The organism is Pseudomonas sp. fls2-241-R2A-110 (genome assembly GCF_030209165.1).
GTDB lineage: Bacteria > Pseudomonadota > Gammaproteobacteria > Pseudomonadales > Pseudomonadaceae > Aquipseudomonas.
In genome coordinates, this window is sequence record NZ_JARVSN010000043.1 from 1 (window position 1) to 26,721 (window position 26,721).

Annotated in this window: 25 protein-coding genes; 13 read left to right on the forward strand and 12 right to left on the reverse strand. The window is 59.3% G+C overall.

The window, feature by feature from the left end:
• Positions 1-134 precede the first annotated feature (134 nt).
• A complete protein-coding gene (locus QRN31_RS29640; protein ID WP_038980837.1) occupies positions 135-542 on the reverse strand; it encodes a flagellar basal body-associated protein FliL in 408 nt (135 codons plus the stop codon).
• A 150-nt stretch (positions 543-692) separates the two neighbouring features.
• On the opposite strand from QRN31_RS29640, the gene QRN31_RS29645 reads away from it, so the two are divergent.
• Together QRN31_RS29645 and glpT are read left to right on the forward strand one after the other, a co-directional pair.
• On the forward strand, positions 693-1,670 hold the full coding sequence (locus QRN31_RS29645; RefSeq protein WP_285436359.1) for an NADPH:quinone oxidoreductase family protein: 978 nt from the start codon (positions 693-695) through the stop codon (positions 1,668-1,670).
• Between the two features lie 325 nt (positions 1,671-1,995).
• Entirely contained in the window at positions 1,996-3,345 is a 1,350-nt protein-coding gene (gene glpT, locus QRN31_RS29650; protein WP_285436361.1) for a glycerol-3-phosphate transporter, read from the forward strand.
• Here the strand turns inward: glpT and QRN31_RS29655 are convergent.
• The 6 genes from QRN31_RS29655 to QRN31_RS29685 form a co-directional block, all read right to left on the reverse strand.
• A complete protein-coding gene (locus QRN31_RS29655) occupies positions 3,321-3,989 on the reverse strand; it encodes a gamma-glutamylcyclotransferase (protein WP_285436363.1) in 669 nt (222 codons plus the stop codon). The genes glpT and QRN31_RS29655 overlap by 25 nt on opposite strands.
• 273 nt (positions 3,990-4,262) lie before the next feature.
• Complete coding sequence (locus tag QRN31_RS29660; protein WP_285436365.1) at positions 4,263-5,231, reverse strand: CDP-6-deoxy-delta-3,4-glucoseen reductase; 969 nt, start codon at positions 5,229-5,231, stop codon at positions 4,263-4,265.
• Positions 5,231-6,697: a 4-hydroxy-3-polyprenylbenzoate decarboxylase gene (gene ubiD / locus QRN31_RS29665; RefSeq protein ID WP_149660221.1), complete on the reverse strand. Its 1,467-nt coding sequence runs from the start codon at positions 6,695-6,697 to the stop codon at positions 5,231-5,233. Before ubiD ends, QRN31_RS29660 begins: the two co-directional genes overlap by 1 nt.
• Positions 6,698-7,001: 304 nt before the next feature.
• On the reverse strand, positions 7,002-8,261 hold the full coding sequence (rho, locus tag QRN31_RS29675; RefSeq protein WP_007942421.1) for a transcription termination factor Rho: 1,260 nt from the start codon (positions 8,259-8,261) through the stop codon (positions 7,002-7,004).
• A gap of 249 nt (positions 8,262-8,510) precedes the next feature.
• Positions 8,511-8,840 (reverse strand): thioredoxin TrxA, encoded by a 330-nt coding sequence (gene trxA, locus QRN31_RS29680; RefSeq protein WP_003177349.1) that lies wholly within the window; start codon positions 8,838-8,840, stop codon positions 8,511-8,513.
• 120 nt (positions 8,841-8,960) lie between these two features.
• Positions 8,961-9,668, reverse strand: a complete 708-nt coding sequence (locus QRN31_RS29685) for a FadR/GntR family transcriptional regulator (protein ID WP_285436370.1) — start codon at positions 9,666-9,668, stop codon at positions 8,961-8,963.
• A 255-nt stretch (positions 9,669-9,923) separates the two neighbouring features.
• Here QRN31_RS29685 and QRN31_RS29690 point away from each other — a divergent pair, with 255 nt between their 5' ends.
• The 5 genes from QRN31_RS29690 to ppx all read left to right on the forward strand — a co-directional run bounded on the left by QRN31_RS29690 (position 9,924) and on the right by ppx (position 14,482).
• The gene (locus QRN31_RS29690; RefSeq protein ID WP_285436371.1) at positions 9,924-10,709 is read left to right on the forward strand and encodes a transporter substrate-binding domain-containing protein; all 786 of its coding nucleotides are present in this window, start codon (positions 9,924-9,926) and stop codon (positions 10,707-10,709) included.
• Between the two features lie 21 nt (positions 10,710-10,730).
• Positions 10,731-11,399 (forward strand): amino acid ABC transporter permease, encoded by a 669-nt coding sequence (locus QRN31_RS29695; RefSeq protein WP_285436373.1) that lies wholly within the window; start codon positions 10,731-10,733, stop codon positions 11,397-11,399.
• Entirely contained in the window at positions 11,396-12,046 is a 651-nt protein-coding gene (locus QRN31_RS29700) for an amino acid ABC transporter permease (RefSeq protein WP_285436375.1), read from the forward strand. Before QRN31_RS29695 ends, QRN31_RS29700 begins: the two co-directional genes overlap by 4 nt.
• A complete protein-coding gene (locus QRN31_RS29705; protein ID WP_285436377.1) occupies positions 12,033-12,770 on the forward strand; it encodes an amino acid ABC transporter ATP-binding protein in 738 nt (245 codons plus the stop codon). Before QRN31_RS29700 ends, QRN31_RS29705 begins: the two co-directional genes overlap by 14 nt.
• Before the next feature lie 209 nt (positions 12,771-12,979).
• Positions 12,980-14,482 (forward strand): exopolyphosphatase, encoded by a 1,503-nt coding sequence (ppx, locus tag QRN31_RS29710; RefSeq protein WP_285436378.1) that lies wholly within the window; start codon positions 12,980-12,982, stop codon positions 14,480-14,482.
• A 195-nt stretch (positions 14,483-14,677) separates the two neighbouring features.
• Here ppx and ppk1 read toward each other — a convergent pair whose 3' ends face one another.
• Positions 14,678-16,909: a polyphosphate kinase 1 gene (gene ppk1 / locus QRN31_RS29715; protein WP_285436380.1), complete on the reverse strand. Its 2,232-nt coding sequence runs from the start codon at positions 16,907-16,909 to the stop codon at positions 14,678-14,680.
• Between the two features lie 18 nt (positions 16,910-16,927).
• Positions 16,928-17,941: a porphobilinogen synthase gene (gene hemB / locus QRN31_RS29720; RefSeq protein WP_008150323.1), complete on the reverse strand. Its 1,014-nt coding sequence runs from the start codon at positions 17,939-17,941 to the stop codon at positions 16,928-16,930.
• A 205-nt stretch (positions 17,942-18,146) separates the two neighbouring features.
• On the opposite strand from hemB, the gene QRN31_RS29725 reads away from it, so the two are divergent.
• Positions 18,147-18,770 (forward strand): DedA family protein, encoded by a 624-nt coding sequence (locus tag QRN31_RS29725; RefSeq protein ID WP_285436384.1) that lies wholly within the window; start codon positions 18,147-18,149, stop codon positions 18,768-18,770.
• Here QRN31_RS29725 and QRN31_RS29730 read toward each other — a convergent pair.
• Positions 18,751-19,986: a sterol desaturase family protein gene (locus tag QRN31_RS29730; protein ID WP_285436386.1), complete on the reverse strand. Its 1,236-nt coding sequence runs from the start codon at positions 19,984-19,986 to the stop codon at positions 18,751-18,753. The genes QRN31_RS29725 and QRN31_RS29730 overlap by 20 nt on opposite strands.
• 115 nt (positions 19,987-20,101) lie before the next feature.
• Here QRN31_RS29730 and elbB point away from each other — a divergent pair, with 115 nt between their 5' ends.
• Positions 20,102-20,770, forward strand: coding sequence for an isoprenoid biosynthesis glyoxalase ElbB (gene elbB, locus QRN31_RS29735; RefSeq protein ID WP_285436388.1), 669 nt, complete (start codon positions 20,102-20,104; stop codon positions 20,768-20,770).
• 117 nt (positions 20,771-20,887) lie between these two features.
• Here elbB and QRN31_RS29740 read toward each other — a convergent pair whose 3' ends face one another.
• Positions 20,888-21,343, reverse strand: coding sequence for a YaiI/YqxD family protein (locus QRN31_RS29740; protein WP_285436391.1), 456 nt, complete (start codon positions 21,341-21,343; stop codon positions 20,888-20,890).
• Between the two features lie 107 nt (positions 21,344-21,450).
• Positions 21,451-23,355 (reverse strand): cytochrome c/FTR1 family iron permease, encoded by a 1,905-nt coding sequence (locus QRN31_RS29745; protein WP_285436393.1) that lies wholly within the window; start codon positions 23,353-23,355, stop codon positions 21,451-21,453.
• Positions 23,356-23,521: 166 nt separating this feature from the next.
• Between QRN31_RS29745 and QRN31_RS29750 the strand changes: the two genes are divergently transcribed.
• Genes QRN31_RS29750 through QRN31_RS29765 form a run of 4 tightly spaced genes read left to right on the forward strand, consistent with a single transcriptional unit; the run spans position 23,522 to position 26,664 of the window.
• Positions 23,522-24,919 carry a COG3014 family protein gene (locus QRN31_RS29750; RefSeq protein ID WP_285436395.1) on the forward strand — a complete coding sequence of 466 codons (1,398 nt, stop codon included), beginning with the start codon at positions 23,522-23,524 and terminating at the stop codon, positions 24,917-24,919.
• Positions 24,920-24,931: 12 nt separating this feature from the next.
• The gene (locus QRN31_RS29755) at positions 24,932-25,303 is read left to right on the forward strand and encodes a YcfL family putative periplasmic lipoprotein (RefSeq protein ID WP_285436397.1); all 372 of its coding nucleotides are present in this window, start codon (positions 24,932-24,934) and stop codon (positions 25,301-25,303) included.
• A gap of 23 nt (positions 25,304-25,326) precedes the next feature.
• A complete protein-coding gene (gene lpoB, locus QRN31_RS29760; RefSeq protein WP_222590306.1) occupies positions 25,327-25,917 on the forward strand; it encodes a penicillin-binding protein activator LpoB in 591 nt (196 codons plus the stop codon).
• 3 nt (positions 25,918-25,920) lie between these two features.
• Positions 25,921-26,664: a penicillin-binding protein activator LpoB gene (locus QRN31_RS29765; RefSeq protein WP_285436399.1), complete on the forward strand. Its 744-nt coding sequence runs from the start codon at positions 25,921-25,923 to the stop codon at positions 26,662-26,664.
• The last annotated feature ends 57 nt before the right edge of the window (positions 26,665-26,721 follow it).

Here is a 26,721-nt window from a genome sequence, read left to right on the forward strand (position 1 = left end):
CGCCGTCAGGGCGGAACCCTAAGCCGCCGTTACCGCAGAAACGGATATGTCCCCAACCGCAACCGCAACCGCAACCCCAACCCCAACCCCAAAACCATCTTAAGTGAACAGAACTACTAGCAAAACGGGGGGGCTCACTGAATGATCAGGTTGTTAAACAACAAATCCTCAACCACCGGCTTACCCGTTTCATCGTTCATCACTTGCTGAGTCTGCTTCAGGGCTTCCTGGCGCAGCTTCTCCTTGGCTTCGACGTTATTCATCGCCTCGGTCGTCTGCTGTGCGAACAACGCGACCAACTGATTGCGAATCAACGGCTCGTTGGCCTTCACCGCTTTGGTGGCCTCCTCACCGGTCACGCGCAATGCCACATCGGCCTTGTAGACCTTGAGCTTTGGCGTACCGTCCAGCCCGTAATTGCCCACGAACGGCGGGCTCAAGGTGATGTAATTGACCTTCGGAGCTTCACCTTCTTTGGCTTCTTCGGCCATCGCTGCCACAGGCAGAGACAGGGCCAGCAACAACATGATCCACGCTTTCACAATTCGCTCCTTATCCGGTTTGCGGCCTAGCATAACGACCCGCCGCTCAAGCACAAGCTTATGGCTGACTATCAGGGTCGGGCATGCTCGTTGACCCATCGACTCACACACCTACACTTATCGGCCATCACTCCCAAAGGAATAGCCCTGATGAAAGCCGTGCTGTGCAAAGCCTTCGGCCCTGCCGAATCGCTGGTGCTGGAAGAGGTCGCCAGCCCTGTCGCGAAGAAGAATGAAATCCTGCTGGACGTGCACGCCGCCGGGGTGAATTTCCCGGACACGCTGATCATCGAGGGCAAATACCAGTTCAAGCCGCCCTTCCCGTTCTCGCCGGGCGGTGAGGCGGCGGGCGTGGTCAGTGCGGTGGGTGAAAAGGTCAGTCACCTCAAGGTCGGTGACCGGGTCATGGCCCTGACCGGGTGGGGCAGCTTCGCCGAACAGGTCGCAGTGCCGGGCTACAACGTGCTGCCGATTCCGCCGTCGATGGACTTCAACACCGCCGCTGCCTTCAGCATGACCTACGGCACTTCGATGCACGCGCTCAAGCAACGCGCCAACCTGCAACCGGGCGAAACCCTGTTGGTGCTCGGCGCTTCCGGCGGTGTTGGCCTGGCTGCGGTGGAAATCGGCAAGGCCATGGGCGCCCGCGTGATTGCCGCCGCCAGCAGCGCCGAGAAGCTGGCCGTGGCCAAGGCTGCTGGCGCCGATGAGCTGATCAACTACAGCGAAACCAGCCTCAAGGACGAAATCAAACGCCTGACCGACGGCCAGGGCGCCGATGTTATTTACGATCCAGTCGGCGGCGACCTATTTGACCAGGCCGTGCGCGCCATCGCCTGGAACGGCCGCCTGTTGGTGGTCGGCTTCGCCAGCGGACGGATCCCGGAGTTCCCGGTGAACCTGGCGCTGCTCAAGGGTGCCGCCGTGGTCGGTGTGTTCTGGGGCTCCTTTGCCCAACGCCAGCCGCAGGACAACGCGGCGAACTTCCAGCAACTGTTTGGCTGGTTTGCCGAAGGCAAGCTGAAGCCGTTGGTGTCTCAGGTGTACCCGCTGAGCAATGCGGCGCAGGCGATCAATGATCTTGGCCAGCGCAAGGCGGTCGGCAAAGTGGTGGTTCAAGTTCGCTGAGCCAGGAAAAGCGGTCTGGTTTAGCCAGGCCGCTTTTTTATTGTCCGGGCCCAGAGAAACGCGCCTGTTCAGGTTGGCGATCAACGATAGGAGCAGCTCGCGCTCCAACTACTGCGTACAAATCACATTCAAAAAATAGGCTCGGGTGTAGCGGCATAGGACGGCTCCCATACCGCCCTTCACTTATACCTGAGCGACATGTTCGTAAAAGAACATGCGATCGCCCTGATTTCCGCTGTTTTGCTAATGCGAACCGGTGCTATTTTCGGTAACGAAACTGTAACATTCGCATCCGCAGTCAAAACAAGAAATCTGGAGCTCTTGAATGTTTGCTTTCTTTCGTCCTGCCGCACATCAGGCTCCATTGCCTGAAGAAAAAATAGACAGCACCTACCGACGCCTTCGCTGGCAGATCTTCGCCGGGATTTTCATTGGCTATGCGGGTTACTACCTGCTGCGCAAGAACTTCACACTGGCGTTCCCGGATCTGATCGCCCAAGGCTACACAAAGGGTCAGTTGGGCGTGGCCATGTCGGCGATTGCGATCGCCTACGGCCTGTCCAAGTTTTTGATGGGCATCGTCTCCGACCGCTCCAACCCGCGTTACTTCCTGCCCTTCGGCCTGGTGGTCTCTGCAGGGGTGATGTTCGTGTTCGGTTTCGCGCCATGGGCAACGTCCAGCGTGACCATGATGTTCATCCTGTTGTTCATCAACGGTTGGGCACAAGGGATGGGCTGGCCACCGAGTGGCCGGACCATGGTGCACTGGTGGTCGCAGAAAGAACGCGGAGGCGTGGTGTCGGTCTGGAACACCGCGCATAACGTCGGCGGCGGCTTGATCGGCCCGTTGGCGATTCTCGGCATGGGCTGGTTCAACGACTGGCACAGTAAGTTCTATGTCCCGGCCGTCGTGGCGCTGCTGGTCGCCGTATTTGCCTTCATTGTGATGCGCGATACGCCGCAATCGACCGGCTTGCCGCCGATCGAGAAGTATAAGAACGATTACCCGCAAGGCTACGACGCCAGCCACGAAGAGGAATTCAGCGCCAAGGACATCTTCGTCAAATACGTGCTGCGCAACAAAATGCTCTGGTTCATCGCCATGGCCAATGTCTTCGTCTACTTGCTGCGCTACGGCATCCTGGACTGGGCCCCGACCTACCTCAAAGAGGTCAAGCATTTCGACTTTGACAAGACCTCGTGGGCGTACTTCCTGTACGAGTGGGCAGGGATTCCCGGCACGTTGTTGTGCGGCTGGATGTCGGACAAGATCTTCCGTGGCAACCGTGGCCTGACCGGCATGGTGTTCATGGCGTTGGTGACCGTTGCGACAATCGTGTATTGGCTCAATCCGCCAGGCAACCCGATGATCGACATGATCTCGCTGTTCGCCATCGGCTTCCTGATCTACGGTCCGGTGATGCTGGTCGGCTTGCAGGCGCTGGAATTGGTACCGAAGAAAGCCGCGGGTACGGCGGCGGGCTTTACCGGTCTGTTCGGTTATTTGGGCGGTTCAGTCGCAGCCAGTGCCCTGATGGGTTACACCGTGGACTATTTCGGTTGGGACGGCGGCTTCATCTTGCTGGTCGTTGCCTGCCTGCTGGCGATGGTGTTCCTGGCGCCGACATTGGGCCACAAGAACGTCGCCAGTCAGACCCGCGAAGCGATCGCCTGATCGACTTTTGACTTGCAGCGCTTGAGCCGCGCCTCCAGATTCCGGTCTGGCATGGCGTGGCTACGCAGGGCGTTGGCGGTCTGCTCGACATAATCGCGAGTGGTGCCGTAACGCCCGCAAGCGTTTTCGAACACATGACTCAGCACGTGATCCGGCAAGTTGCCGGCATAGCTGGGCAGGTGTCGCTCCAATACAAAACCCAACGCCTGAACCTGGCTTCCATCTTCGAGACGGCAATTGAGCCAGTGTGGGCGATAGGACGGGAATGGCATCTCTCGTTGCCATAAGGCATAGAGCGACGCTTCAAGTTGTTCTTCAGGCAAGCGATAAGCGAAGCCGCTGCAAGAACCACCCCGATCCAGACCAAAGACCAGCCCTGGCACTTCGGGGGTGCCGCGATGTTCGTGGGACCACAGGTACAAACCGCGATGGTAGCCATGCACTCGGCCGCGAACACGTTCAACCGCCGGGCATTCGGGGCGCCAGATCAGCGAACCATAGGCAAACAGCCAGACCGGCCCGCCCTTGTGGCGCGCCATGGTCGATTGCATCGAGCTGAGCAATTGTTCGTGCGTAAGCTGCGGCCCCAGATCGAGCCGCGGAGGGTAAGCCAGATTCAAAAATCCAGATTCGATGGCACTCATGGCGAATAGCGTTCAGCTCCCCGCGAATAAAGAATTACTAAATAGAACGCACCGCTGTAACAATAAGGCACATATGTTTTAAGGCAATTTAAGTGCCACGCACTGTTTTTGAATAATTACCTGAACGAGATATAACCTACCGGCATTTATATAAATTTATAAATACCGATCGGCTATATAGGGAGGTATAACGATTTAAGATCCAGGATCAAGATCGCGGATCAAGATCGAGGATCAAGATCGAGGATCAAGATCGAGGATCAAGATCGAGGATCAAGATCGCGGCGCGTACGCAAAAACGTCTGCGCGCATCTGGTGAGCGTCCATCCCGGCGTCGACCAACGCATCCAGCGTGCCGTAGACCATGGCCGGTGAGCCACTGGCGTAGACATGCAAGGCTTTGAGGTCCTGGAAATCTTCACATACCGCCTCATGCAGCATCCCGCAGCGCCCTTGCCAGCCGCATTGATCACTGACGACTTTATGCAGGAACAGGTTGGGCAGCTTTAACCACTCATCCCAATGTTCGATGGCATAAAAGTCTTCAGGTCGACGCACGCCCCAATACAGATGCACAGGATGCTTGAAGCCAATGGCGCGGCAATGTTCGATCAGGCTGTGGATCTGCCCCATGCCAGTGCCGGCGGCAATCAACACCAACGGACCGTCGGGCAATTCCGCCAGGTGGGTATCGCCGAACGGCATCTCGATCCGCACCATCGGATTGCGCCGAAGTTGCTCGATCAGATTCAGCGCACTGCTTTCGCGCGCCAGCACATGAATTTCCAGGTCGCGCCCCGAGTGCGGTGCCGAGGCCAGGGAGAAGGCGGATTTCTCGCCGTTCTCGCGCTCGATCATCAAATACTGACCGGCGTGATAGCGCGGCGGCTTGCCGGCCGGCGCTCGCAGATGCACGCGGAAGGTATCCCCGCCGACGTCCCTGCATTCAATGACCTGACACGACAAGCTGCGCACCGGCAGTTCTCCCAGCGCAAGCACGCCATCCCACAGCACGATGCAGTCTTCCAGCGGCTCTGCTATGCAAGTGTAGAACTCGCCATGATCGCGCACACCGCCGGCCTGCTCGACCCGCCCTTCTACCAGCAAGGCCGCGCACACATGGCAATTGCCATTGCGGCAGCTTTGCGGGCATTCATAACCCAGGCGCCGCGCGCCATCGAGAATCCGCTCGCCGGGCAATATCTCAAGCACTGCTCCGGAGGGCTGCAAGGTTACACGCATCAATCTATTCCTAACTGATTCCAGATGGCATCGATCCGCTTGGTCACGGCTTCGTCCTTGACGATGACCCGGCCCCACTCGCGAGTGGTTTCGCCCGGCCATTTATGCGTGGCATCGAGCCCCATCTTCGACCCCAGGCCAGAGACCGGCGAGGCGAAGTCGAGGTAGTCGATCGGCGTGTTGTCGATCATCACCGTGTCGCGCTTGGGGTCCATGCGCGTGGTGATGGCCCAGATCACGTCGTTCCAGTCCCGCGCGTTAATGTCGTCGTCCGTGACGATAACGAACTTGGTATACATGAACTGTCGCAAAAACGACCAGACACCGAGCATTACCCGCTTGGCGTGGCCCGGATACGACTTCTTCATGGTCACGATGGCCATGCGGTAGGAGCAGCCTTCGGGCGGCAGGTAGAAGTCGGTGATTTCGGGGAACTGCTTCTGCAGTATCGGCACGAACACTTCGTTCAGCGCCACGCCCAGAATCGCCGGCTCATCCGGCGGACGGCCGGTGTAGGTGCTGTGATAAATCGGTTTGATCCGGTGGGTGATGCGCTCGACGGTGAACACCGGGAAGCTGTCGACTTCATTGTAATAACCGGTGTGATCGCCGTACGGACCTTCATCGGCCATCTCGCCCGGATGGATCACGCCTTCAAGGATGATCTCGGCGGTGGCTGGCACTTGCAGGTCGTTGCCACGGCACTTCACCAGCTCGGTGCGGTTGCCGCGCAGCAGACCGGCGAACGCATATTCGGAGAGGCTGTCCGGCACCGGCGTCACGGCGCCGAGAATGGTCGCCGGGTCAGCGCCCAGTGCCACGGACACTGGAAACGGCTGGCCAGGATGCTTTTCGCACCACTCGCGGTAATCCAACGCGCCGCCACGGTGGCTCAGCCAGCGCATGATCACCTTGTTGCGGCCGATCACTTGCTGGCGGTAGATGCCGAGGTTCTGGCGATCCTTGTTCGGGCCTTTGGTGACGGTCAGGCCCCAAGTGATCAGCGGACCGACGTCGCCGGGCCAGCAGGTCTGCACAGGCAGCATTGCGAGGTCGACGTCGTCGCCTTCGATCACCACTTCCTGGCATACCGCGTCTTTGACGACTTTGGGCGCCATGGCGATGATCTTGCGGAAGATCGGCAGTTTGGACCAGGCATCCTTCAAGCCCTTCGGTGGCTCGGGTTCTTTGAGGAAAGCCAGCAACTTGCCGATTTCGCGCAGCTCGCTGACCGCCTCGGCCCCCATGCCCATGGCCACCCGCTCGGGGGTGCCGAACAGGTTACCGAGGACCGGGATGTCGTACCCGGTCGGGTTTTCGAACAGCAGCGCCGGACCTTTTGCCCGCAGCGTGCGATCACAGACTTCGGTCATCTCCAGCACTGGAGAGACGGGGATCTGGATGCGTTTCAACTCTCCGCGCTGCTCAAGCTGCTGCACGAAATCCCGAAGGTCCTTGAATTTCATTGACGATGGCCCCCCTAAAATAGGCGTACATCCTACCTGCTCTGCCGCTCGCTGGCAGCTTATCGCTGCTTACTTGGCCGCATTCACGTTGCCATTGCGCAGCGCCGCCAGGGTTTGCAGGCGCTTGAACAGCGGCTCAAGCACCGGCGCGATGAAGCGGGCACCGACCTCGGACAGGTGATTGTCATCGGTCTAAAGCGAGTGACCATCTTGCTCGACACGGCAAAGCCCTGCGTCATCACACTTTTCAGGCAAAAAAAATGGCGCCCCGAAGGGCGCCATTCCTGGCGGTTGGAAAACCGTCTTACTTACGCTTCATCGACAAGAAGAACTCGTCGTTGGTCTTGGTCGTTTTCAGCTTGTCGACCAGGAACTCGATGGCAGCGATTTCGTCCATCGGGTGCAGCAGCTTGCGCAGGATCCACATACGCTGCAACTCGTCATCGGCAGTCAGCAACTCTTCGCGGCGGGTGCCGGAACGGTTGATGTTGATAGCCGGGAAGACGCGTTTTTCAGCGATACGACGATCCAGAGGCAGTTCCATGTTGCCGGTGCCTTTGAATTCTTCGTAGATCACTTCATCCATCTTCGAGCCGGTTTCAACCAGCGCGGTGGCGATGATGGTCAGCGAGCCGCCTTCTTCGATGTTGCGCGCAGCGCCGAAGAAACGTTTCGGTTTCTCCAGTGCGTGGGCATCCACACCACCGGTGAGCACTTTGCCGGAGCTCGGGATCACGGTGTTGTAGGCGCGGGCCAGACGGGTGATGGAATCGAGCAGGATCACCACGTCTTTCTTGTGTTCGACCAGGCGCTTGGCCTTCTCGATCACCATTTCGGCAACCTGCACGTGGCGGGTTGGCGGTTCGTCGAACGTCGAGGCAACCACTTCGCCGCGCACGGTGCGCTGCATTTCGGTTACTTCTTCCGGACGCTCATCGATCAGCAACACGATCAGATGAACTTCAGGGTTGTTACGTGCGATGTTCGCCGCGATGTTCTGCAGCATGATCGTCTTGCCCGCTTTGGGCGGTGCAACGATCAGACCGCGCTGGCCTTTGCCGATCGGGGCGCACAGGTCGATGACACGACCGGTCAAGTCTTCGGTGGAACCGTTGCCGGCTTCCATCTTCATGCGCACGGTCGGGAACAGCGGGGTCAGGTTCTCGAAGAGAATCTTGTTTTTCGCGTTCTCGGGACGATCGTAGTTGATCGTGTCGACCTTGAGCAGTGCGAAATAACGCTCGCCTTCCTTTGGAGGGCGGATCTTGCCAACGATGGTGTCACCGGTGCGCAAGTTGAAACGGCGGATCTGGCTCGGCGAGACGTAAATATCGTCTGGGCCGGCGAGATAGGAAGCGTCAGCGGAGCGCAGGAAACCGAAGCCGTCCTGGAGAATCTCCAGCACGCCATCACCGGAGATTTCCTCGCCGCTTTTCGCGTGCTTTTTGAGCAGGGAGAAAATCACGTCCTGCTTGCGCGAACGGGCCATATTTTCTATGCCCATCTGTTCGGCCAATTCGAGCAGTTCGGTAATCGGCTTTTGCTTGAGTTCAGTCAGATTCATATAGGAATGACGTAATCATTTATGGAGGGGGGGAAATTAAGCTTTTGGCTTAATGAGGCCGCGCCGCAGAGAAGGCGACAGGATCGCGTACTTATTCGAAAAGGAGTGCGTCGGCGACGGCTAGCAGGGGGCAATGGAGAAACCAGTGCGGGGCCGAATGTACCACCTGAGTTTCAGAGCGTCTAGCCCTGAATAACGAAAAGGCCCCGCAATGTGCGGGGCCTTTTTTCGGACACTTTACAACGACGCTTAGATGTTGGCGTCGAGGAAAGCAGCCAGTTGCGACTTCGACAGTGCGCCGACCTTGGTCGCTTCAACGTTGCCGTTCTTGAACAGCATCAGTGTCGGGATGCCACGCACGCCATGCTTGGCCGGGGTTTCCTGGTTTTCATCGATGTTCAGCTTGGCAATGGTCAGCTTGCCTTTGTAGGTTTCAGCAATTTCGTCCAGAACAGGAGCGATCATTTTGCAAGGGCCGCACCATTCAGCCCAGTAGTCGACCAGTACAGCGCCTTCGGCCTTGAGTACGTCGGCCTCGAAGCTAGCGTCGCTAACGTGTTTGATAAGATCGCTGCTCATGGAAGTCTCCAGGTTGTAAGCAAAAAAACGTGGCCCATCATAGCCGCCCTTCCCTCGTTCAGGAAGGTGCAGATGATTGAGTCTCGCTATGGTGGCGCATGAGTTTGGGTATAGCTCAAGTCATGAGGTGGCGGGAGCGACGAAGGCAATTCCTGTGCGCAGTGCCGCGTTGCGCACATGCTCATGCATGGCCTTCTGCGCCGCGGAGGACGAGCGCCGAGCCAGCGCACGAAGGATTTTGCGGTGCTCCTGCCAGGTTTCCAGGGCCCTTTCGGCCCGGATGAACGGTAGCTTCTGGCTCTCCAGAAAGATCTCGGCGCTGGCCGTCAGGATACTCAGCATCGCCTGATTGCCGCTGGCGAGCAGGATCCGCCGGTGGAATTCGAAGTCCAGTCGCGCTGCCGCCTCGAAATCGCCGGCCTTCAACTCGTTGCGCATGGCAGCAACGTTGTCTTCCAGCGCATCGAGCTCCTGCGTACTCAGGGTCCCGGCGGCCAAGCCGGCGGCGAAACCCTCAAGGGCATAGCGCAACTGGAAAATATCCAGCGGCGAAGCCTGGGCCGCGAACGGCCAGCTCAACGCCGCTTCTGAACGTGACAGATCCACTGGCGACTGCACGAACACGCCTTTACCGGGCTGAATGCTGACCACGCCCAACGCACTCAACGACGACAACGCCTCGCGCAACGACGCCCGGCTAACCCCCAATTGCACCGCCAGGTCCCGCTGCGAGGGCAAGGCATCACCCGGCCCGAAACCCTGCTCGGTGATGAGTTTGCGGATGGCTTGCAGCGCCACTTCAGGTACGGCTCGGGAAATCGAGTTCATGTTTTTCAGACGGACCAGGCGAATGTGCCGCTAGTTTTAAAGCTATTCGCAGCGCCCGGCAAGTCGTGCCCCATGGGGGTTCGACGGTTTGGGCAGATGCGCCATCGGGGTGCGAATCCCGGCGCAACTGTTCAGACCAGTAAGACCGAATCAACCCAGCAAAACCGTGGCCTGCAACCCCCAAAACCGATTCTTGGCATGGCCCGTGCTCTGTCGATCCGCAGAAATTACTTCTCGCCGATCCGGAGATTTGCCATGACCCTGCGTTACAGCGCCCTCCTCGCCTCCCTGTTTGCCAGCCTGATGCTCAGCCAGGTGCCCGCCCATGCCGACGGACTGGAGGACGTGGTCAAACGTGGCGTCCTCAAGGTGGCCGTGCCTCAGGACTTCCCGCCGTTCGGTTCGGTCGGCCCCGACATGAAACCGCGCGGCCTAGATATCGACACCGCCAAGCTGCTCGCCGACCAACTCAAGGTCAAACTCGAACTGACCCCGGTCAACAGCACCAACCGCATCCCGTTCCTGACCACCGGCAAGGTCGACCTGGTGATTTCAAGCCTGGGCAAAAACCCCGATCGCGAGAAAGTCATCGATTTCTCCAGCGCCTACGCGCCGTTCTACCTCGCCGTATTCGGCCCGCCAGACGCCGACATCAAAGGCCTCGACGACCTCAAGGGCAAGACCATCAGCGTCACCCGTGGCGCCATCGAAGACATCGAACTGACCAAAGTCGCCCCTGAAGGCGTGACCATCAAGCGCTTTGAAGACAACAACTCGACGATCGCCGCGTACCTCGCAGGGCAAGTCGACCTGATTGCCAGCGGCAACGTGGTGATGGTCGCGATCAGCGAAAAAAATCCAAAGCGCGTACCCGCGTTGAAAGTGAAGCTCAAGGATTCGCCGGTCTATGTCGGCGTGAACAAGAACGAGCCGGCGCTGCTGGGCAAGGTCAACCAGATCCTCGCGTCCGCCAAGTCTGACGGCGCGCTGGAGAAAAATTCCCGGACCTGGCTCAAAGAGCCGCTGCCGGCCGATCTCTGATCGTCGCCCGGGAGATTTGATATGGCCTATCAGTTCGACTTCATACCGGTGGTGCAAAACACCGACCTGCTGCTGCGCGGTGCGCTGTTCACCCTTGAACTAACGGCCATCGGCGCGGTGCTGGGCGTAGGGCTGGGCATCGTCGGGGCGCTGGTGCGGGCGTGGAACATTCGCCCGTTCTCGGCGATTTTCGGGGTTTACGTCGAGTTGATCCGCAACACGCCGTTTCTGGTGCAATTGTTTTTCATCTTCTTCGGCTTACCGTCGCTGGGCCTGCAGATTTCAGAATGGCAGGCGGCGGTGCTGGCAATGGTGATCAACCTGGGGGCTTACTCGACCGAGATCATTCGCGCGGGCATTCAGGCAATTCCCCGTGGACAGCTCGAAGCCGCTGCCGCGCTAGCGATGACCCGCTTCGAAGCCTTTCGCCACGTGATCTTGCTGCCAGCGCTGGGCAAGGTCTGGCCGGCGTTGAGCAGCCAGATCATCATCGTCATGCTCGGCTCGGCAGTCTGCTCGCAGATCGCCACCGAAGAACTGAGCTTTGCCGCCAACTTTATTCAATCGCGCAACTTCCGCGCGTTTGAAACCTACGCCCTGACCACTCTGCTTTATCTGTGCATGGCCTTGCTGATCCGCCAACTGCTGAACTGGATCGGCCGGCGCTACATCGCAAGGAGCAGCCAATGAGCGATTTCACCTTCTGGGACGTCGTGCGCAACCTGCTCACCGGCCTGCAATGGACGCTGGCGCTGTCGCTGGTGGCGTTTATTGGCGGCGGCTTGATCGGTTTGCTGATCATGGTCATGCGCATTTCGAAAAAGTCCCTGCCACGCAACGTCGCGCGCACCTACATCGAACTGTTCCAGGGCACGCCGCTGCTGATGCAGCTGTTTCTGGTGTTTTTCGGTGTGGCCCTTGCCGGCGTGGAGATTTCACCGTGGATGGCGGCAGCGCTGGCCCTGACGCTGTTCACCAGCGCCTACCTGGCAGAGATCTGGCGCGGCTGCGTCGAGTCGATTCCCAACGGCCAGTGGGAAGCCTCGTCGAGCCTGGCGCTCAACCCGCTGGAGCAATTGCGCTACGTGATCTTGCCGCAAGCCCTGCGCATCGCCGTGGCGCCGACGGTGGGCTTCTCGGTGCAAGTGGTCAAAGGCACCGCCGTGACCTCGATCATCGGCTTCACCGAACTGACCAAGACCGGCGGCATGCTCGCCAACGCGACGTTCGAACCGTTCATGGTCTACGGCCTCGTGGCCCTCGGTTACTTCCTGCTCTGTTTTCCCTTGTCCCTCAGTGCGCGCTACCTGGAAAGGAGACTGCATGCCTCTGCTTAGAATTTCCGCCCTGCATAAATACTACGGCGACCACCATGTGCTCAAAGGCATCGACCTGAGCGTCGAGGAGGGCCAGGTCGTGGCGATCATCGGCCGCAGCGGCTCGGGCAAATCGACGTTGCTGCGCACGCTCAATGGCCTGGAGTCGATCAACGATGGCGTGATTGAAGTCGACGGCGAATACCTGGATGCCGCTCGCGCCGACCTGCGCAGCTTGCGGCAGAAAGTCGGGATGGTGTTTCAGCAGTTCAACCTGTTCCCGCACCTGACCGTGGGCGAGAACATCATGCTCGCGCCGCAAGTGGTGCAGAAAGTGCCTAAAGCCAAAGCAGCCGTGCTGGCGCGGGAGATGCTGGAGCGCGTCGGGCTGGGAGAGAAGTTTGACGCTTTCCCGGATCGGCTGTCAGGTGGACAGCAGCAGCGGGTGGCGATTGCCCGGGCCCTGGCAATGTCGCCAAAAGTGTTGCTGTGCGACGAAATCACCTCGGCGCTTGACCCGGAACTGGTCAACGAGGTGCTCAGCGTGGTTCGCCAACTGGCCAGGGAAGGAATGACTTTGATTATGGTCACCCATGAGATGCGTTTTGCCCGGGAGGTTGGGGATAAGTTGGTGTTCATGCATCAGGGTAAGGTGCATGAGGTAGGGGATCCGAAGGTGTTGTTCGCCAATCCGCAGACCGCGGAGCTGGCGAATTTCATTGGCACGGTTGAAAACACCCTCTGATCGTTCCCACGCTCCGCGTGGGAATGCCTCAAGGGACGCTCTGCGTTCCAATGGGACGCAGAGCGTCCCGGGCTGCATTCCCACGCGGAGCGTGGGAACGATCAGATCCCCCGCTTTCCTGCGCCGGATCAAGGCATTGAACGCTACGCGTTGGCGCCAGCGGTTGATCGTGGCACGATGTCGAGGTAATCGACCGAGACCCCCTGATCATGCCGCAATCCCAAGCCAAGAATCTGTCCCTGATCGCCGCGATCGACCTGGGCTCCAACAGCTTTCACATGGTCGTGGCCAAGGCCCAGAATGGCGAAATCCGTATTCTCGAACGTCTCGGGGAGAAGGTTCAGCTGGCCGCCGGCATCGACGAAGAGCGTCAGCTCAGCGAAGAATCCATGCAACGCGGGCTCGATTGCCTCAAGCGTTTTGCCCAACTGATCAACGGTATGCCTCCCGGCGCCGTGCGGATCGTCGGCACCAACGCCCTGCGTGAAGCCCGTAACCGCAACGAATTCATCCGCCGCGCCGAAGAAATCCTCGGCCACCCGGTGGAAGTCATCTCCGGCCGTGAAGAAGCGCGCCTGATCTATCTCGGCGTGTCCCACACCCTTGCCGACACCCCGGGCAAACGCCTGGTCGCCGACATCGGCGGTGGCAGTACCGAGTTCATCATCGGCCAGCGCTTCGAACCGCTGCTGCGCGAAAGCCTGCAAATGGGCTGCGTCAGTTATACCCAGCGTTATTTCAAGGACGGCAAGATCACCCCGGCCCGTTACGCCCAGGCGTACACCGCGGCGCGGCTGGAGATCATGAGCATCGAGCACGCCCTGCACCGCTTGACCTGGGATGAAGCCATCGGCTCCTCGGGCACCATTCGCGCCATTGGCCTGGCGCTGAAAGCCGGCGGCCACGGCGCCGGCGAGGTCAATGCCGAAGGCCTGGCCTGGCTCAAGCGCAAACTGTTCAAACTCGGCGACGTCGAGAAGATCGATTTTGAAGGCATCAAGCCTGACCGTCGGGCAATCTTCCCCGCCGGTCTGGCGATTCTCGAAGCGATCTTCGACGCCCTTGAGCTGCAACGCATGGACCACTGTGAAGGCGCCCTGCGCGAAGGCGTGCTCTACGACCTGCTGGGCCGTCATCATCACGAAGACGTCCGTGAGCGCACGCTCAGCTCCTTGATGGAGCGTTATCACGTCGATCTGGAACAAGCGGCACGCGTTGAGCGCAAAGCGCTGCATGCCTTTGATCAGGTCGCCGAAGACTGGGAGCTGGACGACGGCGTCTGGCGCGAATTGCTCGGCTGGGCGGCCAAGGTGCATGAAGTGGGCCTGGACATCGCCCACTATCAGTACCACAAGCACGGCGCCTACTTGATCGAGCACTCGGACCTGGCCGGGTTCTCCCGCGAAGACCAGTTAATGCTCGCGCTACTGGTACGGGGCCACCGTCGCAATATTCCCAAGGACAAGTTTGCCGAGTTCGGCGATGAAGGCATCAAGCTGATTCGCCTGTGCGTGCTGCTGCGCTTTGCGATCCTGTTCCATCACATCCGCGGCACCCAGGAAATGCCTCAGGTCGTGTTGCAAGCCAACGGCGAGAACCTCGATGTACTGTTCCCGGAAAACTGGCTGGACGAAAACCAGCTGACCCAGGCCGACTTCGCCCTGGAAGCGGAATGGCTGACCCGTGTGGGGTTCATCCTCAACGTTCGCTAAAGACGTTCGCTGAAATAAAAAAAGGCCTTCTTCGGAAGGCCTTTTTCATGTCCAGCATCCAGCATCCAGCATCCAGCAAACACCATAAACCTCATGTGAGAGCGGGCTTGCCCGCGAAAGCGGTGTGTCAGGCAACAACGATATTGACTGAAACGACGCCTTCGCGAGCAAGCCCGCTCCCACAGGTTTTGTGCGTTAACGCACAGCCAGGATCGGGCTGCCCAGACGTTCCAGCAAGGTCGCCTGCGCACTGCGCGGGTTCTGGTTGCCGGTCGGTGTGTTGCGGATGTAACGACCGTCCGCCTGCAAGCTCCAGCTGTGGGTGTTGTCGGTCAGGTAGAGCTCCAGCTCTTTCTTGACCCGCATGATCAGCTTCTTGCCTTCCACCGGGAAGCAAGTCTCGACGCGCTTGTCGAGGTTGCGCTCCATCCAGTCGGCGCTGGAGAGGAACATCTGTTCTTCACCGCCATTGAGGAAGTAGAAGACCCGGGTGTGTTCCAGGAAACGACCGATGATCGAACGCACGTGGATGTTGTGCGAAACCCCGGCGATGCCCGGACGCAGGCAGCACATGCCGCGCACCACCAGGTCGATACGCACCCCGGACTGGCTGGCCTTGTACAACGCGCGGATGATCTTCGGATCGGTCAGCGAGTTGAACTTGGCGATGATGTGCGCCGGTTTGCCATCGAGGGCGAACTGGGTTTCGCGGGCAATCATGTCGAGCATGCCCTTCTTCAGCGTGAACGGCGCATGCAACAGCTTCTTCATTCGCAGGGTTTTGCCCATGCCGATCAGCTGGCTGAACAGTTTGCCGACGTCTTCGCACAAGGCATCATCGGACGTCAGCAGGCTGTAGTCGGTGTACAGACGGGCGTTGGCCGCGTGGTAGTTGCCGGTCCCCAAGTGGGCGTAGCGTACGATTTCGCCGGCCTCACGACGCAGGATCAGCATCATCTTGGCGTGAGTCTTGAAGCCGACCACACCGTAAATTACCACCGCACCGGCCGCTTGCAGACGGCTGGCCAGTTGCAGGTTGGACTCTTCATCGAACCGTGCGCGCAATTCGATCACCGCGGTGACTTCCTTGCCGTTGCGCGCCGCATCCACCAGCGCATCAACGATTTCCGAGTTGGCACCGGAACGGTAAAGGGTCTGACGGACCGCCAACACATGCGGGTCCTTGGCAGCCTGACGCAGCAGGTCGACCACCGGGGTAAACGACTCGAACGGGTGCAGCAGCAGAATGTCCTGCTTGCTGATCACGCTGAAAATGTTCTCGCTGTTTTGCAACAGTTTCGGGATCTGCGGCGTGAACGGCATGTATTGCAGCGCTCGCTGGCTGTCCAGGCCGGTGATGCTGAACAGCCGGGTCAGGTTGACCGGACCGTTGACCTGATACAACTCGGTCTCGTGCAGGTTGAACTGCTTGAGCAAGTAGTCGGACAGGTGTTTCGGGCATGTGTCGGCCACTTCCAGGCGCACCGCGTCACCGTAGCGACGGGAGAACAACTCACCGCGCAGCGCGCGGGCCAGGTCTTCGACATCTTCGGTATCGACCGCGAGGTCGGCGTTTCGGGTCAGACGGAACTGGTAGCAGCCCTTGACCTTCATGCCCTGAAACAGGTCATCGGCATGCGCGTGGATCATTGACGACAGGAACACATAGTTGTCGCCAGCCCCACCCACTTCTTCCGGCAACTTGATGATACGCGGCAACAGGCGCGGCGCAGGGATGATCGCCAGCCCGGAATCGCGACCGAAGGCGTCGATACCTTCGAGCTCGACGATGAAGTTCAGGCTCTTGTTCACCAGCAACGGGAACGGGTGCGTCGGGTCGAGGCCGATCGGGGTGATGATCGGAGCGATCTCGTCGCGGAAATAGCGGCGCACCCAGGTTTTGATCTTGGTGTTCCAGTGACGACGACGGATGAAGCGGACCTGATGTTTTTCCAGCTCCGGCAGCAGGATGTCGTTGAGGATCGCGTACTGGCGGTCGACATGACCGTGTACCAGCTCGCTGATGCGGGCCAGGGCCTGATGTGGTTGCAGGCCATCGGCGCCCGCCTGTTCACGGGCGAAGGTGATCTGCTTCTTCAGGCCGGCCACACGAATTTCGAAGAACTCGTCCAGGTTGCTGGAGAAGATCAGCAAAAACTTCAGCCGTTCCAGCAAGGGATAGGACTCGTCCAGCGCCTGCTCCAGCACGCGGATATTGAACTGCAGTTGCGACAGCTCGCGGTGGATATACAGGCTGCTGTCATCCAGACCGGGAATGGCAATCGCCGGGGCCGCGGCGGCGGCGGCGGCGCCATCGGCCACCACCACGACGGGAGCTGGCTCCAGCTCCGGCGGGGTCTCGGCGATTTGCTCCACCAGGGGTTGAGCGTCTTTTACGGCAACTTCAGTGAGTCCTTCGGTATTCATGGAATGTTCCTGTGAGGGCTATTTTTGCTCTCGTAACAATTGAGCGGCACGCACGGCAAAGTAAGTCAGGATGCCATCAGCCCCTGCTCGTTTAAAAGCGGTCAGGGATTCGAGGATAACTCCTTCACTCAACCAGCCATTCTGTATCGCCGCCATGTGCATGGCGTATTCACCGCTGACCTGATAAACAAAGGTCGGCACTTTAAATTCTTCTTTGACCCGGTAAAGGATGTCCAGGTACGGCATGCCAGGCTTGACCATGACCATGTCCGCGCCTTCTGACAAGTCCGCCGCCACTTCATGCAGGGCTTCATTGCTGTTGGCCGGATCCATCTGATAGGACGCTTTGTTGGCCTTGCCCAGGTTCAGCGCCGAACCCACCGCATCGCGGAACGGGCCGTAATAGGCGCTGGCGTACTTGGCGGAGTAGGCCATGATCCGCACGTTAACGTGATCGGCCAGCTCCAGCGCTTCGCGAATTGCCTGGATGCGACCGTCCATCATGTCCGACGGAGCCACCACCTGAGCACCGGCTTCGGCGTGGGACAAGGCCTGCTTGACCAGTGCGTCGACGGTGATGTCGTTCTGCACGTAGCCTTCTTCGTCGAGGATGCCGTCCTGCCCGTGGGTGGTGAACGGGTCGAGGGCGACGTCAGTGATCACACCCAGCTCAGGGAACTGCGCACGCAAGGCGCGAGTGGCGCGTTGGGCGATACCGTTGGGGTTCCAGGCTTCAGCGGCGTCCAGGGACTTGAGTTCCGGTGGCGTCACCGGGAACAGGGCCAGCGCGGGAATCCCCAGTTCGACCCACTTCGCCGCTTCTTCAAGCAACAGATCGATGGTCAGGCGTTCGACGCCCGGCATCGACGCCACCGCTTCGCGACGGTTTTCACCGTCCAGCACAAATACCGGCAGGATCAGGTCATCGACGGTCAGTACGTTTTCACGAACCAGTCGACGCGAAAAATCATCACGACGGTTGCGGCGCAGGCGGGTTGCAGGAAACAAACGGTTGGCGGGGGTAAAGCTCACGGCAGACTCCTGAGCCCGCTGGGGGCGAGCGTGACAGTTATAAGCGACCATTATGACGGTCGTATTACAGTTATGTGCACCCCTGTGACAGGTAGTCGCATTCCATTGTCCTTGTAGGAAATGTTCACGTCGAGACACATTTGGACACTTTCATGAATGTGCACGAAGGGTTAGGCTGCGCGTTCATTTCGCCAGCACCCAGACAATGCTCCAACAATTTCTTCAGGAATTCGGCTACTTCGCCCTTTTTCTCGGTACGTTCTTCGAAGGCGAAACCATTCTGGTTCTCGCAGGCTTCCTCGCGTTCCGCGGATACATGGACATCCAGATCGTCACGATCGTGGCTTTCTGTGGCAGTTATGCCGGCGATCAGCTGTGGTATTTCCTCGGGCGTAAGCACGGGCGCAAATTGCTGGCGCGCAAACCACGCTGGCAATTGATGGGTGACCGGGCGCTGGAACATATTCGCAAACACCCGGACATCTGGGTGCTGAGCTTCCGCTTTGTCTATGGCCTGCGCACGGTGATGCCGGTGGCAATCGGCTTGTCGGGTTATCCACCAGGACGTTATTTGCTGCTCAACGGGATTGGTGCTGCGATCTGGGCGGCCGCGCTGGCTGCTGCGGCCTATCACTTCGGCGCGGTGCTCGAAGGCATGCTGGGCAGCGTCAAGAAGTACGAGCTGTGGGTCCTTGGCGCCCTGCTCCTGCTGGGTCTGTGCCTGTGGCTGCGCCGCCGCTTCAAGAATGCCCGTCTGGCGAAGAAGATCTACGCCGACGAGCAGGCTGAACTGGCCAAGGCTGCCGAGACTAAGACGCCAGTCGAGTGAAGCGGTTTCTACAACAGTAGAGACCGATCCCGCTGAGCAGACTGTAACTGAGCACGCCGACCCAACCCGCCGCACTGGCCGGCCATAACCCGACCAGCGGCGCCAGCCATACCAGCGGCACGTTCGACGCCAGCCTCAGCAGCTCCAGCTTCAGCGCCTGCGGGCGATTCTCCAGGGCCATCCCCAACGTAAACAGACCCAGCGCCACGGCACTCCAGCCCAGCACCAGCGCTGCGGTCGGCAAACTCGGTTCCAGATTCATCAAGTAGCTGCCCAGCGCGATGTAGACACAGAACTGCACCGCCACGTACAACTGCTGACGCCCGTCCAGCGGCACCTCGAATTTACGGAACTGGCTCAAGTCCGGCTTGCTCATCGGGTATTTCGCCGCCACATCCGCTGGCCGCCAACCAGTGCGCATGAACCAGATCCGCAACGTGTCCCATTTGCTTTCAGCCCGTCGCGCATCGTCCCAAAGCTGCGCATAAAACTGCACGTTGGCCCACAACGGATTCCAGCTCGCCAAAGGCGTGGTCACACCGAAAATCACCGGTTCGTTGTCGTCCTCTTCCTGAAACGAGCCAAATAGACGGTCCCAAATAATGAACACCCCGCCGTAGTTGCGATCCATGTAGAGAGCGTTCTGCGCGTGGTGGGCCCGATGATTGGACGGCGTCACGAAAAACCACTCGAACCAGCCAAGCTTGGGAATGTGCCGCGTATGCACCCAGAACTGATACAGCAGGTTCAACGCCGCAACGCTGACAAACACCAGCAGCGGCACCCCGACCACCGCCATCGGCAAGTAGAAAATCCAGCTCAACAGGAAACCGGTACTGGTCTGGCGCAAGGCCGTGGAGAGGTTGTAGTCCTCGCTCTGGTGATGCACCGAGTGCGCGGCCCAGAGGATGTTGCGCTCATGGCCCATGCGATGCAGCCAGTAGTAACAGAAGTCATAGAGAACAAAGGCCAACACCCAGACCCAGACGCTGTCGGCAGACAGTTCGAACAGCGCCAGATGCTTGAGGGCAAAGGCGTAGGTGACCAGGCCGACACCCTTGGTCAGCAGGCCGGTGGTGGTCGACAACACCCCGGTGCTGATGCTGTTGATCGCATCCGCCACCCGATAATTGCTCACCCCGCGCCAACGATCGGCCAGCAGCTCGACGGCGATCAACACAAAGAAGAACGGCACCGCATACAGAATGAAGTCCATGACGCGCCCTGATCGGAATCTTGAGGACAGATGCTAGGTGTAGCCGTGAATTAACCCTATGGCAACGAGTGACAAATTAGTGGACATTTAACGCCATGAATCTGGAGAAAAACCCATGAGCAAAAAAATCGCAGTGATCCTTTCCGGTTGTGGCGTGTACGACGGCGCCGAGATCCACGAAAGCGTGATCACCCTGCTGCGACTGGACCAGCGTGGCGCCCAGGTGCAATGCTTTGCCCCCAATATTGCGCAGTTGCATGTGATCAATCACCTGACCGGCGACGAAATGCCCGAGTCGCGTAACGTGCTGGTGGAGTCGGCGCGGATTGCCCGGGGCAACATCAAGGACATTCGTGAGGCCAACGTCGAAGACTTCGACGCGCTGATCGTGCCTGGCGGTTTCGGCGCGGCCAAGAACCTGTCGAACTTCGCCATCGAAGGCGCTGGCTGCACGGTTCAACCGGATGTCCTGGCCTTGACCGAAGCGTTCGCCGAAGCGGGGAAACCGGTCGGCCTGATCTGCATCTCGCCAGCGCTGGCGGCGAAGATTTATGGGCCGGGCGTGACCTGCACCATCGGCAATGACGCCGATACCGCCGCCGCCATGAACAAGATGGGCGCGACCCACGCTGACTGCGCGGTAACGGAAATTGTTGAAGACAAGGCACGCAAACTGGTCAGCACCCCGGCGTACATGCTGGCTCAATCGATCAGCGAAGCGGCGTCGGGCATCAACAAACTGGTCGACCGCGTCCTCGAACTGACCCACGAAAACGACGACTGACCCGATTCAAATGTGGGAGCGAGCTTGCTCGCGATAGCGACCTATCAGGCGCCATCAATGTTGAAAGTGCCGGCCCTATCGCGAGCAAGCCCGCTCCCACAGGGTTCTTTGCAAGACTCAGGTTTTGCGTGTGAGCCGTGTCAGGATCCGGTCCAGCGCATTGGCGAACGCTTGCTTCTCCCGTTCGCCAAACGGCGCTGGCCCGCCACTCATCTGGCCTTGTTCACGCAAATCGGTGAACAGGTTGCGCACCGCCAGCCGGTCGCCCATGTTTTGCGCATCGAACTCCTTGCCTCGTGGGTCCAGCGCGGCGACGCCTTTCTTCACCAGCCGATCCGCCAGCGGTACATCGCTGCAAATCACCAGCTCACCCGGCACCGCGTACTCCACCAGATAATCGTCCGCTGCATCCGGGCCGCTCGGCACCACGATCAGCTTGACCAGGGCCAGGCCGGGCTTGGTCTGCGGCTGTCCCGCGACCAGCACCACTTCGAACTGGCGCTTGAGCGCAAACTTCACCACCAGATCCTTGGCCGCCCGGGGACAGGCATCGGCATCAATCCAGACACGCATTGTGTTTTCCTCTTTTGAAAAGCATCGCGGGCAAGCCCGCTCCCACAAGGTTAACGCTAAACCTGTGGGAACGGGCTTGCCCGCGAATATGAGCGCAGCGAATGCTCTTAAGAAGCCGGCACCCGCCGCTTTTCCGCCATCCAGCTACGCCCATACAGCACAATGATCGCAATGATCGCCACCGCCTGAGCACTCAACGAATACGCATCAGCGTGGATCCCCAGCCAATCGAAGTCGAAGAACGCCACCGGCCGAGTGCCGAAGATGCCGGCTTCCTGCAATGCCTTCACGCCATGTCCGGCAAACACCACCGACAATGCACAGAGCAATCCGGCGTTGATGCTGAAGAACAACGCCAGCGGCAACTTCGCCGAACCCCGCAGGATCACCCACGCCAGGCCGACCAGCAGCACCAGCGCCGTTGCGCCACCGGCCAGCACTGCGTTATGCCCCGCAGGCCCTGCCTGCAACCACAAGGTTTCGTAGAACAAAATCACTTCGAACAACTCGCGATACACCGAGAAGAACGCCAGCGTCGCAAACCCGAAACGCCCGCCACCGCCCACCAGGCTGCTCTTGATGTAATCCTGCCAGGCTGCGGCGTGCCGACGGTCGTGCATCCACACGCCGAGCCAGAGCACCATGACGGCGGCAAACAACGCCGTCGCACCTTCCAGTAATTCCCGCTGCGATCCGCTGACATCAATCGCATAGGCCGCCACCGCCCAGGTCCCCAGGCCCGCCAACAGCGCCAGGCCCCAACCGACGTTGACACTGCGCACCGCCGATTGCTGGCCGGTATTGCGCAGGAACGCGAGGATCGCCGCCAGCACAAGAATCGCTTCCAGCCCTTCACGCAGCAGAATCAGCAGGCCGGAGATATAGCTCAGGGACCAGCTCAAGCCATCACTGCCCAACAAACCCGCCGATTGCTTCAACTTGGCCTTGGCCGCGTCCAGACGCAGCTGCGCCTCGGCCGCCGGCAAACCGTCCTGCAACGACTGACGGTAAGCCATCAGCGATTTCTCAGTGTCCTTGCGCACGTTGGCGTCGACGTTGTCCAACGAGCTTTCAACCAGCTCGAAGCCCTCCAGATACGCCGCTACCGACAGGTCATAGGCTTGATCGTGATCCCCGGCGCGGTAGGCGGCGATGCTCTTGTCCAATGTAGCGGCGGTGTAATCGAGCAACTGCGCCGGGCCGCGCTTGACCTGCGCCGGTTGTGCACGCTGCGCACGGAAGGTCGCCGCGGCTTGTGGGCCGTCAGCGGCCAGCACTTCGACGGGGGTCTGACGGGCCAGGTCAGCGATGTTGTAGGTTTTTTCGGATGTTGATGTTGTTGCGGCCGGGTCGGCACTGAAACTGGCGATGTAGGTCGCCAGGTCCCAGCGTTGGCGATCGTCCAGTTGATCGGCGAAAGCGGGCATGTCGGTGCCTTCGATGCCCATTCCCAAGGTGTTGTAGAGCGCATACAAGCTCAGGCGATCCAGTCTCGCGGCATCACGCAAATTGGCCGGTGGCGGCGTCAGACCGACACCAGCCGGACCATCACCGGCCCCCGTTTCACCATGACAAACCGAACAATGCTGGGCGTACAGTGGCGCACCCCGTGTCGGATCCGGGGTAATGATCGGCGCCTGGCTGACTTCATAGGCCACGGCCAGTTTTGCACCGAGCTGGCGGGCCTGGCGGGCGATGTCCGCACCGTCCTGACGCGCAGAAATGGCATTGCGCAGCGTGCTGATGCCCTGCTCCAGCCCGTCTTTTTCCGGCTTGGCCGGCATCGCGGCGATCAAGCCTTGCAGCACCTTGATGAATTCCAGTTGCTCACGGTATTCACCCTCATCAATGACCTTGCCCGCTTGCACCGTCTCCGGGTAATCCGCGCCGATGTAATCGAGCAAATGCAGCGCTTGCGGCGCTCCTTCTACGGTGTTGGCCAACAGATTGAAACTGCACAAGGCAAACAGCGGAAACACCAGCCAGGCCAGGAATCGGGACGGGGCAGTCATGAATGAATCTCAATTGGAAATACGAAGTAACACATTGTTCACTTCCAATGCCATTCACTCAAGCTTTGTCTGCGGCGGCCGCTGAAGTACAGGAACAAAGTGCCATCATCCAAGTCTATAATTTGCCGCCTCATGGCGGCTTTTTTTCAAGGAAGACTCAAGGTAAATGGTCACCCGCCTGCGCCTCATGTTTGTACTCAGTGCCTGTTTGCTACTGAGTGGCTGTCCTACCCTGCGTGACTACAACGCCGAACTGAACGAGACCCTCGATTATTTCAAGGCCGGTCAGCTCGATGGTGCGGTTGCCGTACTCGACCGCAACAACCCCATTCCTCCGGGCGACCTGCTTTACCATTTCGAAAAAGGCGAATTGCTGCGCCTCAGCGGTAATTTCCCCGACAGTTATCAACATTGGGACTACGCCGACCGGTTGATTGAAGGCTGGGACAATTCGCCTATGTTCGTCCCCTTCAAAAAATTCACCGAGTTCAACAGTTACAGCGCCAACGACAAGGTGCGCTTATACGATGGCTACGATTTCGAGAGAGTCGCCCTCACCACGCAAATGGCCCTGATGCTGCTCTCCGGCTCCGAAACGGAACTGGCGCGCGTCATGATCAAGAAAACCCACGAGCGCGAAGCAACCATTGCCGACAAACGTGACAAGCAATACCTGGAACTGGAAACCCAGGCCAAAGAGCAAGGGGTCGCGATGAAACTCCAGGACCTTCAGGGCTACCCGGTAGCAACCCTCGACGCCCCCGAAGTGATCGCACTGAAAAACAGCTACCAGAGTGCGTTCAGCCATTACCTCGCCGGTTTCATCTATGAAACGCTGGACGAGAAAGACCTCGCCGCACCGGGCTATCGCCAGGCCATTGAACTGCGCCCGGATACGCCGCTGCTTGAACAATCATTGCGCAACCTGGCCAAATCCCCACTCAAGGCGGACGAAAGTGATTTTCTGTTGATCGTGCAAACCGGGCTGGCGCCGGCTCGCAGTTCGGTGCGCGTGCCGATTTCGGTGGATGTCGAGGGTGAAACCTACATCACCAACATGTCGTTCCCGATCATCGTCCCCGACACCTCCACGCCCCCCGTGGACTTCGTTATGGTGGACGGCAAGAAACACAAGCTGACGCTGCTCAACAGCTTCGGCGACATGTCACGGCGCACCTTGCGTGACGACATGCCGGGCATTATTCAACGCACGCTCCATCGCGCCCGATCCAATGTCGAATACCTGGCTTATCTGAAAAAGCACAGGCCCGAGAAGCTTGAAGAAACACTCCTGCTGCAGACGCAACGCGAGGATGCCGACACCCGCGTCTGGCGCACACTGCCGGACAAGACGCTGGTCGCCCGCCTGCGCCTCAAGAAAGGCGTGCATCAACTGACCGTGCCCAATGCGCCGGACGCAAAACCGGTCAGCTTCAAGGTGGAACAGACACATCAAGCCTTCAGCTTGCGCGCAGTGGGTAACCGCAGATTCGCCGCTGATGTTGCCTTGCAACTCGCGCCCCATCCCGCACCGCAGTCTGCAGCCAGCCCTGCCCACCCCTGAACGGAGAATTTCATGGGATTGAAACGCTTCGCTATTGTCGCGCTGGCCCTGTTGGCTGGTTGCGCCACCCAACCGCCGCCGGAGCCGGGCAGTGCCGCCAGCAAAGTGCTGGCCACGGGACCGATTGAGGCCGTGGCAATCGGTCCGATGCGCATGGCCAGGGAGAACGGTTTCCTGACAGTCAACGCGCAGTTGAGCAACAACGACACCCACAATCGAACGCTCTATTACCGCTATTTGTGGATGGGGCCAGAAGGTTTTCCCGTGGCCGAAGCCGACACCTGGAAAAGCTTGACCCTGTACGCAGGGCAAACCAGTTTTGTGCCGGCCATCGCCCCCGTGCCACAAGCCGTGGATTTCCGTCTGGAGATCAATACGCCGTGAACCGTCCCCTTGAGACCTTGCCCATGTTTTTACGCGTTTCGTTGCTGACCCTGGCCGCGCTGCTGATCGGTGGCTGCGCTGAGAATCGCTCGCCTGTGCTGGGCAGTGGCAACATCAGCTACGGCGACCCGAAAGCTGTTGAACTGGTGACCAACGAATTCGGCTCGACTGACCTGCAGATGATCGCTGAAAGCATGACCCGCTCGCTCGCGCAGTCGGGCGTTCTGAAAGGACGGCCGGTGGTTCAGGTCTACGACGTGATGAACAAGACCAGCGAGTACATCGATACCCGCGAAATCACCACGTCGATCAAGACCCAACTGATGCGCTCCGGCACCGCGCGCTTTGCCAGCGACAACACGGACATGCAGAGCCAGGTCGACCACCTCAAACTGCAGAACCAGAGCGGTCTGTACAAAAAAAGTACGGTGGCCAAAACCGGCAACATGATCGCTGCACGCTATCGTCTGGAAGGCTCGATCAGTTCGATCATCAAGCGCAGCAACGACTACAAGGACGTCTTCTACAAATTCAGCCTGCAATTGGTCGACGTCGAAAGCGGGCTGGCCGAGTGGATGGACGAGAAAGAAATCCGCAAAACCACGGAGCGCTAAGCAATGCGTGCATGGATTGGCATCATGGCCCTGGCCTGCGCCGTTAGCGCCCAGGCGGCCCCGAAAATCGCCGTTACCGACCTTGCCTATGAAGCCAGCGTGGATCAATACGTCCACGTGATCTCGGCCCGGGACAACCATCAGCAGGATTATTACGGGGTCAGCGGCTTGTCCAGATATGACGAGTACACGACGCAGAACAGCTATCTGGAACAGTCCGAAATCCGTCGTTTCAGTGGCGACATCAAAGGCCAGATGCTCAAGACCGGTAGGTTCCAGTTGATTCAGGGCACGCCCTACACCGCCAGCGCCAAAAGCGATGTGTACGACGTGATCAGACGCATCAAGGCTGGCCAATTCGAAGGGGCCGAATACGTGTTGTTCGGCACACTGTCGGACATCGATTTCACCGATGACATGAATGAACTGGCCATTACCGACGGCTATTCGGCAGTGCTGGCACTCACTCTGGTCGCGGATTTCAGCCTGATCAACACCAGGACGTACGAGATCACCTCGGCGTTCACCGCCATGGGTGAAGCCCAGGACACTAAACTGGTGAACAATCGTGATATCCACGTATCGCTGAACCGCCCGCGAGTGGTGCGGGACGTATCGAGGTCCTTGGGCGAGGACGTGGTTCGCCAATTGATCGAACAGCTCGGGGATGGCAGGTATGTGCCGTCGGGGCAACCAGAACCACGCAATGACCTGCCGCCGGATACCGCGCCAGTCATTCTGCGCTGAAACCTTGTCTAGTCCTGAAATAGGTTTACACCTGTTTCACCCCAACGCCCGATGCAC